Genomic DNA, 18,123 nt, shown 5'->3' on the forward strand with positions numbered 1-18,123 from the left:
AGAGTGATAACATGGCAATTAGCTGGGATGACATGAATGATTTGCAGCCGCGCGTCATGCGGCTGATTTTTAATAGTATTGATAAAGATCGACTTGCGCATGCCTACTTATTTGAAGGAAAAAAGGGTACTGGTAAGCGGGAAGCTGCGATGCTTTTGGCTAAGAGTTTTTTTTGCTTGGAATCAGGAGTGAAACCGTGTGAATCCTGTCAAAACTGCAAGAGGATTGAGTCAGGTAACCATCCCGATTTACATCTCGTGCAGCCTGATGGTCAATCAATTAAGAAAGCGCAAGTACAGGCATTGCAAGAGGAATTTACAAAAGCAGGTGTGGAATCTCACCGAAAAATGTATATCATTCTTCATGCGGACAAAATGACGGTTAATGCTGCGAACAGTTTATTAAAGTTCCTAGAGGAGCCTAACCGGGAAACGATGGCAATTTTAATCACTGAGCAATCGCATAAAATGTTGGATACGATTATTTCAAGATGTCAGATGCTCAGCTTTCAGCCGCTGCAGCCACAATCCTTGGAGCAGCAGCTATTACAAGAAGGCGTATCTCAGCATCTTGCAAGGCTTTTGTCGAATTTAACCAACAATTTAGCAGAAGCACTCGAATTAAGTCGAAATGATCAGTTTGCAGAGTCTAGAGCGAAAGTGATAAAATTGTATGAAGTCTTACACCAGCGAAAAGAACATGCATTTTTTTATATACAAGATCAATGGATGCCTTTTTTCAAAGAGAAAGACCTTCAAGAAACAGGTCTGGATATGCTTTTATTTATATATCGTGATGTATTGTCGATTCAAATAGGAAATGAAGATAAAGTCATTTATCAAGACTTATTCCAGACAATGAAGCAGCACGCGCTGCATTCCACACAGCAGATGGTGACGAACCAGATCCTTGCTGTATTAGAAGCGAAAAAGAGACTTCAATCCAACGTGAATGCCCAAGGGCTGATGGAGCAATTGGTGTTGATGTTGCAGGAGGGATAAGCTTGTACAACGTAATTGGTGTTCGCTTTAAAAAAGCGGGCAAAATCTATTATTTCGATCCTAATGGATTTCATATAGAAAATGATAGTTGTGTCATTGTAGAGACGGTCAGAGGAGTTGAGTACGGACAAGTGGTCATCGCTAATAAAAAAGTAGATGAACACGATGTCGTTCTTCCTCTGCGTAAGGTGATTCGTGTAGCAGACGAACGAGACCGACTCATCGTTGAGGAAAACAAAGAAGCAGCGATGACAGCCTTTGATACATGTCTTCAGAAGGTAAGTGAACACGGTCTTGAAATGAAGCTGGTTGATGTTGAATTTACATTTGACCGAAACAAGGTCATTTTCTACTTCACAGCGGATGGCAGAGTAGATTTCCGTGAGCTAGTGAAGGATCTTGCATCGATCTTCAAAACGAGAATTGAACTTCGCCAGATTGGTGTAAGAGACGAGGCAAAAATGCTGGGTGGCATAGGACCTTGCGGGCGAATGCTTTGCTGTTCGACATTCTTAGGAGACTTTGAACCAGTATCCATTAAGATGGCAAAAGATCAAAACCTGTCGCTAAATCCTACAAAAATTTCAGGGCTTTGCGGTCGTTTGATGTGTTGCTTGAAATATGAGAATGATGAGTATGAAACAGCGAAAGAACAATTGCCGGATATCGGTGAAACGATTCAAACATCTAGTGGCTCTGCAAAGGTAGTAGGGCTCAACATTTTAGAACGAATTTTGCAAGTTGAATTAACCGGGCAAGAAAAAGTGGTAGAATATACTTGGGAAGAATTATTACAAGAAGGCGTTGTATCTGCACAAACAACTGAGTAACGAGGTGTGCCACCTTGGATAAAAAGGAACTATTTGATACGGTGATCAATTTAGAAGAACAAATTGGTTCTCTTTATCGCCAGTTAGGTGATTTGAAAAATCATATCGGTGAAGTGATTGAAGAAAATCATCAGCTGCAGATGGAGAATCAGCACTTGCGTGAACGTCTGGATCAGTCCGATCGGGACAAATCGTCTGAGACAGAGAATGATTCTGCTCAGAAACCAGGTCATTCTGATATAGGAGAAGGTCATGATAACCTGGCTCGGTTATATCAGGAGGGCTTCCATATTTGCAATGTACATTATGGAAGCATACGTAAAGAGGGAGACTGTTTGTTCTGTCTGTCATTTTTAAATAAAAAATGAGAAAAGGCTTCCGCTGAATCGGAAGCCTTTTTCACAGGAAAAGAAAGGATACATCATGGTTTCGTTAAGAGAAGATGAACGATTAGATTATTTGCTCGCCGAAGATATGAAAATTATTCAAAGTAAAACGGTTTTCGCCTTTTCATTGGACGCAGTGTTATTAGCAAAATTTGCGTATGTGCCCATCCAAAAAGGAGAGATCATTGATCTTTGTACGGGGAATGGCATTGTGCCATTGCTGCTTTCGACTCGATCTAAAGCCTCCATTACTGGGGTCGAAATTCAAGAACGGCTGTTTGATATGGCAAAAAGAAGTGTGGCGTATAATCAACTTGAAAAGCAGATAGAACTGATTCATGGCGATCTGAATGATATGCCAGCACGCTACGGCAATCACAAAGTAGATGTCATCACATGTAATCCACCATATTTTAAGACACCTTCTAAAGAAGAAATCAATGAGAATGAATACTTGGCCATTGCTCGGCATGAAATTCATTGTACATTAGAAGATGTCATTCGCGTTTCTTCCACGCTGCTGAAGCAAGGAGGGAAACTGGCGATGGTTCATCGGCCTGGCCGGCTACTTGAGATTGTGGAATTGATGAAGAAGTACCGAATTGAGCCAAAACGAATTCAATTTGTTTATCCAAAACAGGGTAAGGAAGCCAATACCATCTTAGTAGAGGGGATAAAAGATGGAAAACCAGACCTGAAAATTCTCCCGCCTCTTTTTGTTTATGGAGATGATCAAGAGTATACTGAGGAAATCAGGACGATACTGTATGGAGAAGCATAATCATTATTTCTATGTATTGAAATGTGCAGACGGCAGCCTATATGCAGGTTATACAAATGATTTACAAAAAAGACTGACGACCCACAATAGTGGAAAGGGAGCAAAGTATACAAGAGCAAGACGGCCAGTTGAGCTGTATTATCATGAATGTTTTGCAACCAAGAGAGAAGCCATGCAGCAAGAATATCGTTTCAAAACGTGGACACGGAAAAAGAAAGATCTTTATATAGAAGAAATGCGTATTGAAAAGGAGGCGGCACATGAAAACACAGAAAAGCTTTGATGGTCAATCAGATATGGGCATTCTATATCTCGTCCCAACCCCAATTGGCAATTTAGAAGATATGACGTTTCGAGCCATACAAACATTAAAAGATGTAGACTATATTGCCGCAGAGGATACAAGACAAACGAAAAAACTTTGTCATGTCTATGAAATTGATACGCCATTAACGAGTTATCATGAGCATAACAAAGACAGCAGCGGTCACAAGTTGATCGAATGGTTAAAAGAAGGAAAAAACATCGCACTCGTGAGTGATGCTGGTTTACCGACAATTTCTGATCCAGGTGCTGAAGTGGTCCGAGACTTTACGAATATCGGCGGTTATGTCGTTCCGTTACCTGGAGCAAATGCTGCACTTACAGCACTCATTGCCTCAGGGATCACGCCACAGCCATTTTTCTTTTATGGATTTCTTGACCGACAAAAAAAGGAAAAGAAAAAACAGCTCGAAGCTTTGAAGAAGCGTCAAGAAACAATCATTTTCTATGAAGCGCCTCATCGGTTAAAAGAAACGCTGACTTTGATGAAGGAAGTGTGGGGCAACCGGAATATCGCCATTACGAGAGAACTAACGAAAAAATTTGAAGAGTTTATTCGTGGAGATTTAGAGTCTGTGCTGACATGGGCGGTAGAGAATCAAATCCGAGGTGAATTCTGTCTAGTCGTACAAGGTAACGATCAAGATGAAGAAGAGCTAAATGAAGATGTCTGGTGGAAGTCCTTATCTGAAAAGGAACACGTAATCCATTACATAGGGGAAGGATTAACGTCGAAGGAAGCCATTAAACATGCAGCCGTCGAACGCGGTGTACCAAAGCGCACCATATACGATGCCTATCATATTGAACAATAAAGAAAGGTTCTTGCAAACGGTGCAAGAACCTTTTTTATATCAAACTTATTTTTGTGATTGAAGTTGGTTTTGGATTTCGTTAATGATTTGCTCTGCACCTTCACGGCTAAGAACTAATTTACCATTAGCAAGTTTAAGGTTATCGTCTGATACTTCACCTGTAACTTGGCAAGTCATGTTTGGTTTATATTTTTTTAGGATAATTTTTTCATCATCAACATAAATTTCCAAAGCGTCTTTTTCAGCGATTCCTAGAGTACGGCGAAGTTCGATTGGAATCACCACGCGCCCTAATTCGTCAACTTTACGTACAATACCTGTAGATTTCATCTTCATTCTCCTCCCAAAGAGTTCTTATTCTTAATATAATATTATCTTCGTCATTATTCGACAAATTCCTTACATTCATAGCATAACAAGGTTTCCATAAATCGTCAATCATTTTGTTTACTATTGTTTGTAAAATATGACTCTTAAAGTCAAAAGACCTTGAAACTACTGATTTATAAGGATTTTGCGGCTTTTTTCTATGAAAATATGAGAAATGACGAGTTCAGATTAACAAGACTTTTGCCCTAAATTAGCCAATTGTAAATCTGGAGATAGATTTCATACGACAATATTCGACAAAATGTCGACAGGTTTGTCGTTTTTTTCGAAAAACTCATCTTTTTCGATCATTTCATCTTGTTCTATGTATATATGCTTGATCTTAAAGGCTAAGATGGTATCATAGAGAAAGCACAAGTGCAAAATTTAATAAATGGATCTAACACATTTTCATGTAATGATGATAACCGCTCTCGTCCATTGGGCGGGAGTTTTTGACATTTACACACACGCAGGAGGTTCCAACATGCCGGAAAAGAAAAAAACGTTCTATCTGACAACACCTATTTACTATCCGAGCGGAAAATTACATATTGGACATGCTTATACGACAGTAGCAGGGGATGCTATGGCTCGTTATAAACGTCTTCAAGGCTATGATGTGATGTATTTAACGGGTACAGATGAGCACGGACAAAAAATTCAGCAAAAAGCTGAAGAACAAAACATCACACCGATCGAGTATTTAGATCCTGTCGTAGCAGACATTCAATCACTATGGAAGAAACTCGACATTTCCAATGATGATTTCATCCGTACAACAGAAAAAAGACATACGAAAATCATTGAGCAAGTGTTTCAAAAGCTGCTTGATCAAGGCGATATTTATTTAGACCAATATGAAGGCTGGTACAGTATTCCTGATGAGACATTCTATACGGAAACACAGCTTGTGGATGTTGAGCGGAATGAAAAAGGAGAAGTCACTGGCGGGAAAAGCCCTGACAGCGGACATCCTGTCGAATTAATTAAAGAGGAATCATATTTCTTCCGTATGAGTAAGTATGCGGATCGTTTACTAGACTATTACGAAAAGAATCCAACGTTCATTCAGCCTGAATCAAGAAAGAATGAAATGATCAATAACTTCATCAAACCAGGTTTAGAGGATCTAGCTGTATCAAGAACAACCTTTGACTGGGGAATTAAAGTTCCAAACAATCCAAAGCACGTCATCTATGTATGGATTGATGCGTTGTTCAACTATTTAACTGCGATTGGTTACGGAACTGATCAGGATGAAAAATATAAAAAATATTGGCCTGCCAACGTGCACCTCGTAGGGAAAGAAATTGTTCGTTTTCATACGATTTATTGGCCAATTATGCTGATGGCACTCGATCTGCCGCTGCCGAAACAAATTTTCGCACACGGCTGGCTGTTGATGAAGGATGGTAAGATGTCTAAATCAAAAGGGAACGTAGTAGATCCGGTCACATTAATAGATCGCTACGGTCTTGATGCCCTTCGTTATTACCTCCTTCGTGAAGTACCATTTGGTGCGGATGGTGTGTTTACACCAGAAGGATTCGTGGAACGTGTAAACTATGACCTTGCCAATGACTTAGGTAACTTGCTTAACCGTACAGTTGCGATGGTTCAAAAATATTTTGACGGTACATTAAGCAGCTATAAGGGTCCAGTTAATGAGTTTGATGAGGAGCTTAAAGCAGTAGCTGAGCAAACAGTCAAAGCCTATGAAGAAGCGATGGAAAACCTTGAATTCTCTGTGGCTCTTTCAAATGTTTGGACATTAATCAGCAGAACCAATAAATATATTGACCAGACAGCTCCTTGGGTGCTGGCAAAGGATGAAACAAAACGAAAAGAGCTGCATTCTGTGATGTATCATTTAGCAGAATCACTCCGCATCACAGCAGTGCTCTTAACGCCTTTCCTAACGAAAACACCTGAGAAAATTTTCTTCCAGCTTGGCATTGAAGAAGAGAAGCTTAAAAGCTGGGATAGCATTCTATCTTTCGGTGCGATTCAACAAGCGACGGTACAAAAAGGCGAGCCTTTGTTCCCGCGTTTAGAGGTTGAAGAAGAAGTAGCATATATTAAAGAGAAAATGCAGGGAAGTGCACCAAAGGTAGAAGAAGAGAAAGTAGAAACAGAATTACCTGAGCTAGGAGCAGAAATTGCTTTTGATGATTTCTCAAAAGTTGATCTTCGAGTCGCACAGGTACTGGAAGCAGCCCCAGTGAAAAAAGCAGATCGTCTCTTAAAGCTGCAGCTTGATTTTGGATTTGAAAAGAGACAAATTGTTTCAGGGATAGCCAAGCATTATCAACCTGAGGAATTAGTAGGGAAGAAGCTCGTCTGTGTAGCAAATCTCACACCAGTTAAACTCAGAGGGGAAATTTCCCAGGGAATGATTTTAACTGGAGAAACTAGCGGGAAATTGCAGGTTCTTGAAGTGGATCAATCTCTAGCAAATGGAACAAAAATTTTATAAATCAACAAAGGTGTTCCACGTGTAACATTTCGTCGAACACCTTTTGTTTTTTAGAAGAATTGTCGAAAGGAGCAATCAACGATGTTATTTGATACACATGCCCACTTAAATGCGGAACAATATAATGAAGACTTAGAGCAGGTGATCGAAAGAGCGAAGAGTGAAAAAGTCGAAAAAATCGTAGTGGTAGGGTTTGACCGCCCGACAATTACGAGAGCAATGGAATTAATTGAAGAGTATGATTTCATCTATGCAGCCATTGGCTGGCACCCAGTCGACGCCATCGATATGACAGATGAAGATTTGCTGTGGATCAAAGAATTATCTCAACATGAAAAAGTCGTTGCAATTGGAGAAATGGGTCTCGATTACTATTGGGACAAGTCGCCAAAAGATGTGCAAAAAGAAGTCTTTAGACGTCAAATTGCTCTTGCGAAGGAAGTGAATCTTCCGATCATTATTCATAATCGTGACGCAACGGAAGATGTCGTGACGATCTTAAAGGAAGAGGGAGCGGCTGAAGTTGGAGGGATTATGCATTGCTTTACTGGCAGCCTAGAAATCGCAAAAGCGTGTATGGATATGAACTTTTATATTTCATTCGGTGGACCCGTGACATTTAAAAATGCCAAAAAACCGAAGGAAGTTGTCAAAGACATACCAAGTGACCGACTTTTGATTGAAACAGACTGCCCATACTTAACACCAGCGCCATTTAGAGGAAAACGCAACGAGCCAAGTTATGTGAAATATATCGCAGAACAAATTGCGGAGTTACGAGAAATAAGCTTTGAAGAGCTTGCTGAATTGACCACAAAAAATGCGAAAAAAGTTTTCGGTATAAACTGACAGTATATGATGTCAATCCTTGTTTAAGCTTGTCCATTTGTGAAACATAACGAAAATGTTCTACACGTTTACGCCTCTTCATAGGATAAGTTGTCGATAAGTCTTTCTTCCCTTCCTTCCATTAATCTCCCATAATAGGGTTACAATCGAGCATTTTTGTACAGTGGGTGGAAGGGTTGACAGGTTTTGAGATACTCTATATAATCTCTCCGAGGAGAAGGAGGCGTTTTTCATCGTACAAAAAATGAAAAATCTGTTTTCTGTTAAGCTAGGAAAAGGCAAGGTTTTATTACTAGTTGTTTGCTTGCTTTTAGCTGGAACTGGGACGGCTTACGGTGCGCATGAGCTCACTAAGCAGTCTATTACCATTTCAATCAATGGTAAAGAGAAGACAATTCGTACACATGAAGAGACAGTAGCACAGCTGTTTTCAGACCTTGGAATAAAGACCAAGGCGGAGGATCATATCTCTCCAAGTCTAAATACAAAGATTGAAGACAACATGAACATTGTGTATGATGCGGCTATACCGGTTCATCTGACCCTAGATGGGAAAGAGAAAACGATATGGACAACAGATCAGACGGTTGGAGCATTATTGAAGAATGAGAAGATAGATATTGGGAAGCACGATCAAGTAACTCCAGGAAAGAATAACAAGATTAAAAAGGATATGGATCTTGTGGTTCAGCAGGCCTTCCAGGTCAGCGTAAATGATGGAGGAAAAGAGAAAAAAGTGTGGACCACTTCGACTACGGTCGCTGACTTTTTAAAGCAACAAGAGCTGAAGCTCAAGAAGCACGATAAGATCAAACCTGCGTTACATAGTCACATTTCTAATAAAAGCGTAGATATCCAGATCACTCGGGTGGAAAAAGTCACCGATGTAGTGGAAGAGAAAATTGCTTTTGATACCAAACATAAAAAGGATCGTTCTCTTGAAAAAGGAAAAGAGAAGGTGCTTAAAAAAGGTGAAGAAGGTAAATTGAAGAAGCACTATGCCATTGTGAAAGAAAACGGCAAAGTGGTGTCTAAAGAATTGGTTAAAGAAGTGACTGAAAAAGATAGCAAGGATCGTTTAGTGGCCATTGGTACACAAGAGTCCCAAAAAGAGCCTAAAGCGACACCTGCCGTTTCAAGAAGCAATGAATCGTCAGGAAAAGAATTTTATGTGGCGTCGACAGCCTATACAGCGAGCTGTGCTGGATGTACGGGCAGAACGTCAACTGGCTATAATTTAAAATCAAATCCAGGTGCAAAGGTCATAGCAGTTGATCCGAGTGTCATTCCGCTAGGCTCTAAAGTGTATGTGGAAGGCTATGGATATGCCGTTGCATCAGACACTGGATCTGCTATAAAAGGGAATAAAATTGATGTGTTCGTCCCAAATAAGTCGGCAGCTTATCAATGGGGAAATAAACGAGTGAAAATTAGAGTACTCAAATAAACACATCAAATCATTTATATGAACAGAGGGCTTTGCGCACCCTCTGTTTTTTTGGTTATAATAGAAGCACTGTTTTCTAATTAATTAGACGCAAAAACAGCAAGAAAGGTTTCATTTTTTAACCAAAAATTGTTTATTGTTTTTGCAAGCGGAGGAATACATGAAAATCAAAGAAATCATTGTGGTGGAAGGTCGTGACGACACTGCGAGAGTGAAGATGGCAGTTGATGCAGATACGATCGAAACAAACGGATCAGCCATTGGCGATACAGTTATTCAACAAGTGCGTCTTGCTCAGGAGACGAGAGGGGTCATTATTTTAACTGATCCTGATTTCCCTGGGGAAAAGATCCGGAAAACCATCGCAGAAGCGGTTCCTGGCTGTAAGCACGCATTTTTGCCAAAACATCTCGCGAAGGCGAAGCGGGACAAAGGAATTGGTGTCGAGCATGCTTCCTTGGACAGTATTCGGGAATGCCTTGCCCATGTCCATGAGGAAATGGAAGTAACGGAAAGTGACATTACATTAGATGACTTATTTGACGCAGGCCTAATCGGAGGCGAATCATCGAAACGCCGCAGAGAACGACTAGGTGTGCTATTAAATATAGGATATACCAATGCGAAGCAGCTGCATAAGCGCCTTCACATGTTCCAAATAACCAAACATGATTTTATTGCGGCCTTAAAGACCGTCATGCAGGAGGAAGCCGATGAATAAAGATATAGCGACACCCATCAGAACGAAGGAAATACTGAAGAAATACGGTTTCTCTTTTAAAAAGAGCTTAGGGCAGAACTTTTTAATTGATACAAATATACTCGATCGTATTGTCGATCACGCAGAGGTGACGGATGAAACCGGCGTGATTGAGATTGGGCCTGGTATCGGTGCATTGACCGAGCAGCTCGCTAAGCGTGCAAAGAAAGTCACCGCGTTTGAAATCGATCAGCGGTTATTGCCCATTTTAAACGATACACTTTCTCCATATGATAATGTTACGATCATTCATCAAGACGTATTAAAGGCAGATGTGGGAAAGGTCATCGAGGAAAACTTTGCTGACTGTAAAGAAGTGATGGTTGTCGCCAACCTTCCATATTACGTGACGACACCGATTATTATGAAGCTGCTTGAAGAAAATCTTCCATTGAAAGGGATTGTAGTCATGCTGCAAAAAGAAGTAGCAGATCGTATGGCCGCTGTCCCTTCATCAAAGGAATACAATTCGCTGTCTATCGCAGTTCAATACTATACGGAAGCGAAAACGGTGATGGTTGTGCCTAAAACGGTTTTCGTTCCACAGCCAAATGTCGATTCGGCTGTGATCAAGCTGACCGTTCGTGAAACGCCTGCTGTCTCAGTAGAAAATGATGAGTTTTTCTTTCAATTGATCCGTGCGAGCTTTGGTCAGCGCCGAAAAACATTGATGAATAATCTCATGAACAACTTACCTGATGGAAAGCAACATAAAGCGATCATTGAAGAAGCACTTCAAACAGCAGACATTGATGGAAAGCGCCGCGGCGAGTCATTATCCATTGAGGAATTTGCCCGTTTGGCGAATGTTTTACAAAAAGCCCTGTCTTAAGGGCTTTTTTCTTTTGTTTTTCACCACTTCGTTTGTTCGGGCATAGGCTAGAAAGAACAGCACCATGAAAGACGAACATATTTAGCGCAAGACGATACCAACAGGATATGAGCCTGATTGTGGAGTGAAAAGCATGCAATTTCAAATAGGAGATATGGTGACAAGGGCATCCTATCAAATGGATATTTTGTTTCGAATTATTCGAATTGATGAGACCGATCAGCACGAAGCCACCGCCATATTGCATGGGAATGAAGTGAGGCTGATTGCTGATGCCAAGTTGTCAGATCTCGTCAAGGTTCAAAAAGAGGAACAGCTGACTAGAGAGAAAAATGACGAAAGAAAAATCAATGAATCGCTCGATTTACTAAGACAGGATTATCAGCTGCTGCGGGAAAAACAAGAGTATTATACTTCTGGACAATATCAGCATCAGGAGCAGTATTTTCACATGCCTGGAAAGGTCCTTCATTTAGATGGAGATGCTTCATACTTAAAGAAATGCTTAGATGTATATGAACGAATTGGTGTACCTGTGTATGGGGTGCATTGCCATGAGAAGAAAATGCCAAGCATGATTGACTCGTTAATTGATCAATATCGGCCAGATATATTGGTTATCACAGGACATGATGCGTATTCCAAGCAAAAGGGCGGCGTACATGATATCAGTGCATATCGTCATTCTCGGCATTTCGTTGAAACGGTTCAAAAAGCCAGACGGAAAATCCCTCATTTAGATCAGCTTGTGATCTTTGCTGGTGCCTGTCAATCTCATTTCGAATCATTGATCCAAGCAGGTGCCAATTTTGCGAGCTCGCCTTCCCGTGTGAATATCCATGCGCTCGACCCCGTCTATATCGTTGCGAAGATCAGCTTCACTCCATTTGTAGATCGAATCAACGTGTGGGATGTGCTCCGAAATACATTAACAAGAGAAAAAGGGCTCGGAGGCATCGAGACGAAGGGTGTTCTAAGGGTAGGTATGCCATATAAAAGAGATCATGAATCGACATAACCCGACTGATTTCAGTCTGGTTTTTTTTATGTTCAAAAAGAAATTGCAAAAGGATACATAATTCACCGGAAATTGAGAAAAATAGGGAGGAGAAAAGGTAGAAGTTTGTCAAAATTATTTTGTTGACAATGGCTCGTGTTCGTTGATATAATTTAATTTTTATTTGACAAAAACGGGCCGTTGTTGTATAATTATCTCAGTGAGGTGGATGCAATGGCGAAGACTTTGTCCGACATCAAAAGATCGCTTGATGGTAACTTAGGTAAACGTTTGACGTTAAAGGCTAACGGGGGCCGCCGTAAAACAATTGAGCGTTCGGGCATTTTAGCTGAAACGTACCCTTCTGTATTTGTGATTCAATTAGATCAAGATGAGAATTCGTTTGAAAGAGTTTCTTATAGTTATGCAGATATACTGACTGAGACGGTCGAATTAACGTTCGATGATACCGCTAGCTCAGTCGCCTATTAATGGGCAGTGAACTTTTTGTTTACTGCTTTTTGTTTTGCCTTTTTTTCTGAATGGGAGTCTGTCCATTTTTTGAAAGGGGTAAAAGAAAGGATTCGATACAAAATAAGAAAGCCACACAAGCGGTGGCACTGATTCGAATTCTCGACTAAAGGGGCTGTTTCGTTTGGGTAGACGCCGAGGCATTATGTCAGATGAGTTCAAATACGAGCTGGCGAAGGATCTTGGATTTTATGATACCGTCAAAAATGGAGGCTGGGGAGAGATTCGTGCGCGTGACGCAGGTAATATGGTCAAACGTGCTATTGAATTAGCTCAACAGCACATGGCTCAGGATGAGAATCAACGATAGAAAAACGGTCAGGGATACCTCGGGTGTCTCTGGCTTTTTTTGATGAAAAAGTCAGTGTGCTCAGCGTAAAAGCCTATATTCATCAGATCCATCAAATGTGATACAATATTGATACTTATGTTTAGATGGAGAAGTAGGTGAAATGTTTGCGTATTTTAGAAAAAGCACCGGCGAAAATTAATCTCTCACTTGATGTTCATGGAAAAAGACCGGATGGATATCACGAAGTGGAGATGGTGATGACAACAATAGACCTTGCAGATCGACTTGAGCTGACGGAGCTGGACAAGGATGAAATCCGTGTATCATCTCATAATCGATTTGTGCCAGATGATCAGCGTAATTTGGCTTATCAGGCGGCTAAATTACTTAAAACAAGGTTCGGTATTCAAAAAGGTGTATCCATTGTCATCACAAAAACAATTCCAGTCGCAGCAGGGTTAGCTGGAGGCAGCAGTGATGCAGCAGCAGCACTTCGCGGCTTAAATCGTTTGTGGAAGCTGAACCTCACGTTAGATGAACTAGCTGAGCTTGGAGCGGAGATCGGCTCAGATGTGTCCTTTTGTGTACACGGAGGCACAGCACTAGCGACAGGACGTGGAGAAAAGCTGCAGCATATTGCGACACCGCCGCATTGCTGGGTGATTTTAGCGAAGCCGGTGATTGGGGTATCTACAGCTGAAGTCTATAGACAATATGACGCAAGCAAAGTAGAACACCCGAATGTAAAGCGTATGATTGAAGCGATTGAAGCGAAAGATTATAAAGAGATGTGCGGCTCACTCGGAAATGTTCTAGAGTCTGTGACATTAAAGATGTATCCAGAAGTAGATATGATCAAAAGACAGATGAAGCGTTTCGGTGCTGACGCTGTTTTAATGAGTGGAAGCGGCCCTACAGTATTTGGCTTGATTCAATATGAATCGAAGGTACAAAGAATATATAACGGACTGAGAGGATTTTGTGATCAAGTATACGCTGTCCGCATGATCGGCGAACAAAATGCCCTTGATTAAATCCGTATATTAAGTTATATTTATCATAAATTATTCGGGTTCTGGGGGTAAGTTCATGAAGTTTCGTCGAAGCGGCAGATTGGTGGACTTAACAAATTATTTGTTAGCCCACCCGCACGTACTAGTACCGTTAACTTTTTTTGCAGAAAGATATCAATCTGCGAAGTCCTCCATTAGTGAAGACTTAACGATTATCAAACAGACCTTCGAACAGCAGGGAATAGGCACATTGCTTACTGTACCTGGTGCTGCTGGCGGAGTGAAATATATTCCGAAGATTCACCTAAAAGAAGCAGACGACGTGGTAAACGATATCGGAGAAGCTCTATCGACTCCTGAACGTGTACTTCCTGGCGGTTATTTATATTTAACCGATGTTTTAGGGAATCCTTCAATCCTTGCGAAAATCGGTAAGCTATTTGCGACCATCTTTGCAGATCGTGCGATTGATGTCGTCATGACTGTTGCGACAAAGGGTATTCCTATTGCCTATTCTGTTGCGGGTTATTTAAATGTGCCGGTTGTGATCGTTAGAAAAGATAATAAAGTAACTGAGGGATCAACTGTAAGTATTAACTACGCGTCAGGTTCGTCTAATCGAATTCAAACCATGTCACTTGCAAAGCGGAGCTTAGATAAAGGATCCAATGTCCTGATCATTGATGACTTTATGAAAGCTGGCGGAACCATTAACGGCATGGTGAATTTGCTTGAGGAATTTAATGCAAATGTTGCAGGGATCGGTGTTCTTTTAGAAGATGAAGGCGTAGATGAACGTCTCGTTGATGAGTATGTATCGCTTTTAAAGCTTTCAACCATTGATATGAAGCAGAAGATCATTGAGATCAATGAAGGCAATTTCCACGAGTTTTTTCATTCGAAAGCTTAAGCATTGATAAACATGTAGTTGAATGGGAGAGATTGATATGACAAAAGTTGTTCAAACCAAACATGCACCAGCAGCCATTGGACCTTACTCTCAAGGGATTATTGTCAATAACATGTTTTACAGCTCCGGGCAGATTCCATTAACGGCAGCTGGAGACTTTGTAAATGGAGATATTAAAGAACAAACTCATCAAGTGTTCCGTAATCTTAAGGCCGTACTTGAAGCAGCAGGTGCTTCCTTTGAAACAGTCGTGAAAGCAACAGTTTTTATCAAAGATATGGAACAATTCGCAGAAGTAAATGAAGTGTACGGTGAGTATTTCCATACACATAAGCCAGCTCGTTCTTGTGTGGAAGTGGCAAGACTTCCTAAGGATGCACTCGTAGAAATTGAAGTGATTGCATTAGTAAAGTAAACAGGCAATCGTAACGAAAGCCGTTTGGTTTCATCATATGCAGGAAAAGACATCATCATGATGTCTTTTTTTCGCGCAGAGAATGTAAGCGTCGTCACGAAAATGACAAAAAATGTATAAATATCCCGATATTTCAAAAAAGTTTTAAAAAAGAGCAGGAGAATCACCACAATCGTTGAATACCTAAGTAATGCTTTTATATTGGGAAAAGGTGGTGAACTACTGTGGAAGTTACTGACGTAAGATTACGCCGCGTGAATACCGATGGTCGCATGAGGGCGATTGCATCCATCACGCTGGACCACGAATTTGTTGTTCATGATATTCGTGTGATTGATGGAAACAATGGCTTGTTTGTTGCAATGCCTAGCAAACGCACGCCTGATGGAGAGTTTCGCGACATTGCACATCCAATTAATTCAGGTACTCGGGGAAAAATCCAAGATGCTGTATTAAATGAATATCATCGCTTAGGCGAAGAGGAAGAGACAATTGAATATGAAGAAGCTGGAGCTTCTTAATGATACGTTAACCTAAAAAGGCAGCTTTAAGAGAAAATGGATGTTTTCTTTTAAATGCTGTCTTTTTTGCGTTTTTCCTCATGTGTCTTATATGTTTCATCCGTTAGAAAAATATTGTACTTCCTCATGTATCCTTGAAATCAGTCCTTATTTAGGATATATTTTTCTATGGATAATAGGGATATTGGAGGCCAATCAATGGATAAGCGGTTCGCAGTGATTTTAGCAGCGGGAAAAGGAACGAGAATGAAGTCAAAGCTATACAAAGTACTTCATCCAGTTTGCGGAAAGCCAATGGTCGAGCATGTGGCAGATGAAGCGTTAAAGCTTTCTTTAGCCAAGCTAGTGACGATTGTCGGTCATGGAGCAGAGAACGTCAAAGAGCAGCTTGGAGACAGAAGTGAGTATGCACTTCAAGAAGAACAGCTGGGAACAGCACATGCCGTCAAGCAAGCAAAGTCGTTCCTTGCGCAGGAAAAGGGAACAACCATTGTCATTTGTGGTGATACGCCATTATTGACAGCGGAAACAATGGAAGCTATGTTGAGCGAGCATCAAAAACATCAAGCGAAAGTCACTATTTTAACAGCACATGCGGATGACCCGACAGGTTATGGTCGTATTATTCGTGACGAAACTGGTGCTGTCGTGAAAATTGTGGAGCATAAAGATGCGAATGATGCGGAACGTCAAGTGAATGAAATTAATACAGGGACTTATTGTTTTTCAAATGAAGATCTCTTCCGTGTGATTGAGCAAGTGTCGAATGAAAATGCACAGGGCGAATACTATTTGCCAGATGTCATTGAAATTTTAAAGAATGAAGGACAAACGGTTGCAGCATATCAAACACCGCATTTTGAAGAAACACTTGGAGTCAATGATCGTATCGCTCTATCACAAGCAGAGCAATTCATGAAGCGACGTATTAATCATCAGCATATGAAGAATGGTGTGACCTTGATTGATCCTGAGAACACGTATATTTCACCTGATGCAGTGATCGGTGAAGATACAATGATTTATCCTGGGACGGTCATCAAAGGGAATGTGAAAATCGGTGCAGACGCCACTATTGGGCCAAACACTGAAATTGTTGACAGCATCATCGGAGACCGCACAGTGATTAAGCAATCTGTCGTCTGCGATAGTGAGGTTGGAGTCGATGTGACAATTGGGCCGTTTGCTCATATTCGCCCGTTGTCGAAAATTGGCGATGAAGTGAAGATCGGGAATTTTGTCGAAATCAAGAAAACGGTTTTCGGTGACCGCAGCAAAGCATCTCATCTAAGCTATATTGGAGATGCAGAGGTCGGAACTGATGTAAACCTTGGCTGTGGATCTATTACAGTCAACTATGATGGGAAGAACAAATTCTTAACGAAGATTGAAGATGGCGCTTTTATTGGCTGTAATTCTAATCTCGTGGCACCAGTCACTGTCGGAAAAGGGGCATATGTTGCAGCTGGTTCAACGGTTACAGAAGATGTACCGCAGGATGCATTGTCTATTGCTAGAGCAAGACAAGTCAATAAAGAAGATTATGTGAAAAATATTCATAAAAAATAATCCAAATACCCGGAGGTTTACCATGTCTAATCGTTATGCTGATGCGAATTTAAAGATATTCTCTTTGAATTCAAACCCTGAACTTGCGAAAGAAATTGCCGATCGTATCGGAGTTGATGTAGGAAAGAGCTCTGTTAAACGCTTTAGTGACGGTGAAGTCCAAATCAATATTGAAGAAAGTATCCGCGGCTGTGATTGTTATGTCATTCAATCCACTAGTGCGCCAGTGAATGAGCACATTATGGAGCTGCTCATTATGGTAGACGCACTAAAACGCGCTTCTGCGAAAACGGTCAATATTGTGATCCCTTATTACGGATATGCACGTCAAGATCGTAAGGCAAAACCTCGTGAGCCGATCACTGCGAAGCTTTTTGCGAACTTACTTGAAACAGCAGGTGCTACACGTGTCATTGCACTTGATCTTCATGCGCCGCAAATCCAAGGTTTCTTTGATATTCCAATCGATAACTTAATGGCTGTGCCAATCTTAACAAACTATTTCGAACAGAAAAACTTGAATGATATCGTCGTTGTGTCTCCTGACCACGGTGGTGTAACACGTGCGCGTAAAATGGCAGATCGCCTGAAAGCGCCAATCGCAATTATCGACAAACGTCGTCCAAAGCCAAACGTTGCTGAAGTGATGAACATCATTGGTAACATTGAAGGCAAAACGGCGATTCTCATCGATGATATCATTGATACAGCTGGTACCATTACACTTGCTGCAAATGCACTTGTGGAAAATGGAGCGGCTGAAGTCTATGCTTGCTGTACTCACCCAGTATTGTCTGGACCAGCAGTAGAACGTATCACAAATTCTAAAATTAAAGAATTAGTTGTGACAAACAGTATTCACTTAACAGATGACAAGAAAGTTGGAAAATTCATTCCACTTTCAGTTGGGCCTTTGCTTGCAGAAGCCATCATCCGTGTACATGAAGAAGAATCTGTGAGCTACCTTTTCAGCTAATTTTCTGATTAAAAAAGGCCCTAGGC

At 40.9% G+C, this 18,123-nt stretch carries 21 protein-coding genes; 20 read left to right on the forward strand and 1 reads right to left on the reverse strand.

The window, feature by feature from the left end; translation table 11 throughout:
- Nucleotides 1-11: 11 nt before the first annotated feature.
- Genes holB through rsmI form a run of 6 tightly spaced genes read left to right on the forward strand, consistent with a single transcriptional unit; the run spans nt 12 to nt 4,137 of the window.
- Nucleotides 12-1,001 carry a DNA polymerase III subunit delta' gene (gene holB, locus MKZ05_RS00225; RefSeq protein ID WP_327840476.1) on the forward strand — a complete coding sequence of 330 codons (990 nt, stop codon included), beginning with the start codon at nt 12-14 and terminating at the stop codon, nt 999-1,001.
- Nucleotides 1,002-1,003: 2 nt separating this feature from the next.
- A complete protein-coding gene (locus MKZ05_RS00230) occupies nt 1,004-1,831 on the forward strand; it encodes a stage 0 sporulation family protein (protein ID WP_003217932.1) in 828 nt (275 codons plus the stop codon).
- A 14-nt stretch (nt 1,832-1,845) separates the two neighbouring features.
- Nucleotides 1,846-2,199 (forward strand): DNA replication initiation control protein YabA, encoded by a 354-nt coding sequence (yabA, locus tag MKZ05_RS00235; RefSeq protein WP_003217957.1) that lies wholly within the window; start codon nt 1,846-1,848, stop codon nt 2,197-2,199.
- Between the two features lie 55 nt (nt 2,200-2,254).
- Nucleotides 2,255-2,998 carry a tRNA1(Val) (adenine(37)-N6)-methyltransferase gene (locus MKZ05_RS00240; RefSeq protein WP_044140390.1) on the forward strand — a complete coding sequence of 248 codons (744 nt, stop codon included), beginning with the start codon at nt 2,255-2,257 and terminating at the stop codon, nt 2,996-2,998.
- Nucleotides 2,985-3,281: a GIY-YIG nuclease family protein gene (locus MKZ05_RS00245; protein WP_003217970.1), complete on the forward strand. Its 297-nt coding sequence runs from the start codon at nt 2,985-2,987 to the stop codon at nt 3,279-3,281. Before MKZ05_RS00240 ends, MKZ05_RS00245 begins: the two co-directional genes overlap by 14 nt.
- Complete coding sequence (gene rsmI / locus MKZ05_RS00250) at nt 3,259-4,137, forward strand: 16S rRNA (cytidine(1402)-2'-O)-methyltransferase (protein ID WP_106033207.1); 879 nt, start codon at nt 3,259-3,261, stop codon at nt 4,135-4,137. The genes MKZ05_RS00245 and rsmI overlap by 23 nt, the downstream gene beginning before the upstream one ends.
- A gap of 45 nt (nt 4,138-4,182) precedes the next feature.
- Here rsmI and MKZ05_RS00255 read toward each other — a convergent pair whose 3' ends face one another.
- Nucleotides 4,183-4,473: an AbrB/MazE/SpoVT family DNA-binding domain-containing protein gene (locus tag MKZ05_RS00255; protein ID WP_087975202.1), complete on the reverse strand. Its 291-nt coding sequence runs from the start codon at nt 4,471-4,473 to the stop codon at nt 4,183-4,185.
- 520 nt (nt 4,474-4,993) lie between these two features.
- Here MKZ05_RS00255 and metG point away from each other — a divergent pair.
- From metG to MKZ05_RS00325, 14 genes are all read left to right on the forward strand, one after another.
- Nucleotides 4,994-6,985 (forward strand): methionine--tRNA ligase, encoded by a 1,992-nt coding sequence (gene metG, locus MKZ05_RS00260; RefSeq protein WP_284907844.1) that lies wholly within the window; start codon nt 4,994-4,996, stop codon nt 6,983-6,985.
- A gap of 81 nt (nt 6,986-7,066) precedes the next feature.
- Nucleotides 7,067-7,834 carry a TatD family hydrolase gene (locus tag MKZ05_RS00265; RefSeq protein ID WP_050945797.1) on the forward strand — a complete coding sequence of 256 codons (768 nt, stop codon included), beginning with the start codon at nt 7,067-7,069 and terminating at the stop codon, nt 7,832-7,834.
- Nucleotides 7,835-8,078: 244 nt separating this feature from the next.
- Complete coding sequence (locus MKZ05_RS00270) at nt 8,079-9,281, forward strand: ubiquitin-like domain-containing protein (protein WP_339160911.1); 1,203 nt, start codon at nt 8,079-8,081, stop codon at nt 9,279-9,281.
- 160 nt (nt 9,282-9,441) lie between these two features.
- Nucleotides 9,442-10,002: a ribonuclease M5 gene (gene rnmV, locus MKZ05_RS00275; protein WP_012008650.1), complete on the forward strand. Its 561-nt coding sequence runs from the start codon at nt 9,442-9,444 to the stop codon at nt 10,000-10,002.
- Complete coding sequence (gene rsmA / locus MKZ05_RS00280) at nt 9,995-10,873, forward strand: 16S rRNA (adenine(1518)-N(6)/adenine(1519)-N(6))-dimethyltransferase RsmA (RefSeq protein ID WP_251191533.1); 879 nt, start codon at nt 9,995-9,997, stop codon at nt 10,871-10,873. The genes rnmV and rsmA overlap by 8 nt, the downstream gene beginning before the upstream one ends.
- Nucleotides 10,874-11,006: 133 nt before the next feature.
- Nucleotides 11,007-11,891: a sporulation peptidase YabG gene (yabG, locus tag MKZ05_RS00285; RefSeq protein WP_034620903.1), complete on the forward strand. Its 885-nt coding sequence runs from the start codon at nt 11,007-11,009 to the stop codon at nt 11,889-11,891.
- A 213-nt stretch (nt 11,892-12,104) separates the two neighbouring features.
- Complete coding sequence (locus MKZ05_RS00290) at nt 12,105-12,362, forward strand: Veg family protein (RefSeq protein ID WP_003217979.1); 258 nt, start codon at nt 12,105-12,107, stop codon at nt 12,360-12,362.
- A 163-nt stretch (nt 12,363-12,525) separates the two neighbouring features.
- Nucleotides 12,526-12,711, forward strand: a complete 186-nt coding sequence (locus MKZ05_RS00295; RefSeq protein WP_012008653.1) for a small, acid-soluble spore protein, alpha/beta type — start codon at nt 12,526-12,528, stop codon at nt 12,709-12,711.
- Nucleotides 12,712-12,857: 146 nt separating this feature from the next.
- Nucleotides 12,858-13,727, forward strand: a complete 870-nt coding sequence (ispE, locus tag MKZ05_RS00300) for a 4-(cytidine 5'-diphospho)-2-C-methyl-D-erythritol kinase (RefSeq protein ID WP_034620899.1) — start codon at nt 12,858-12,860, stop codon at nt 13,725-13,727.
- Between the two features lie 55 nt (nt 13,728-13,782).
- Complete coding sequence (gene purR, locus MKZ05_RS00305) at nt 13,783-14,616, forward strand: pur operon repressor (RefSeq protein ID WP_003217919.1); 834 nt, start codon at nt 13,783-13,785, stop codon at nt 14,614-14,616.
- Nucleotides 14,617-14,653: 37 nt separating this feature from the next.
- Nucleotides 14,654-15,031, forward strand: a complete 378-nt coding sequence (gene ridA / locus MKZ05_RS00310) for a 2-iminobutanoate/2-iminopropanoate deaminase (RefSeq protein WP_003217959.1) — start codon at nt 14,654-14,656, stop codon at nt 15,029-15,031.
- 224 nt (nt 15,032-15,255) lie between these two features.
- The gene (gene spoVG, locus MKZ05_RS00315; RefSeq protein ID WP_034324487.1) at nt 15,256-15,552 is read left to right on the forward strand and encodes a septation regulator SpoVG; all 297 of its coding nucleotides are present in this window, start codon (nt 15,256-15,258) and stop codon (nt 15,550-15,552) included.
- Between the two features lie 198 nt (nt 15,553-15,750).
- Nucleotides 15,751-17,121 (forward strand): bifunctional UDP-N-acetylglucosamine diphosphorylase/glucosamine-1-phosphate N-acetyltransferase GlmU, encoded by a 1,371-nt coding sequence (glmU, locus tag MKZ05_RS00320; RefSeq protein WP_003217924.1) that lies wholly within the window; start codon nt 15,751-15,753, stop codon nt 17,119-17,121.
- 22 nt (nt 17,122-17,143) lie between these two features.
- Entirely contained in the window at nt 17,144-18,097 is a 954-nt protein-coding gene (locus tag MKZ05_RS00325) for a ribose-phosphate diphosphokinase (protein WP_003217907.1), read from the forward strand.
- The last annotated feature ends 26 nt before the right edge of the window (nt 18,098-18,123 follow it).

Source organism: Bacillus sp. FSL M8-0277 (assembly GCF_037975305.1).
GTDB classification, from domain to species: Bacteria; Bacillota; Bacilli; order Bacillales; family Bacillaceae; genus Bacillus; species Bacillus pumilus.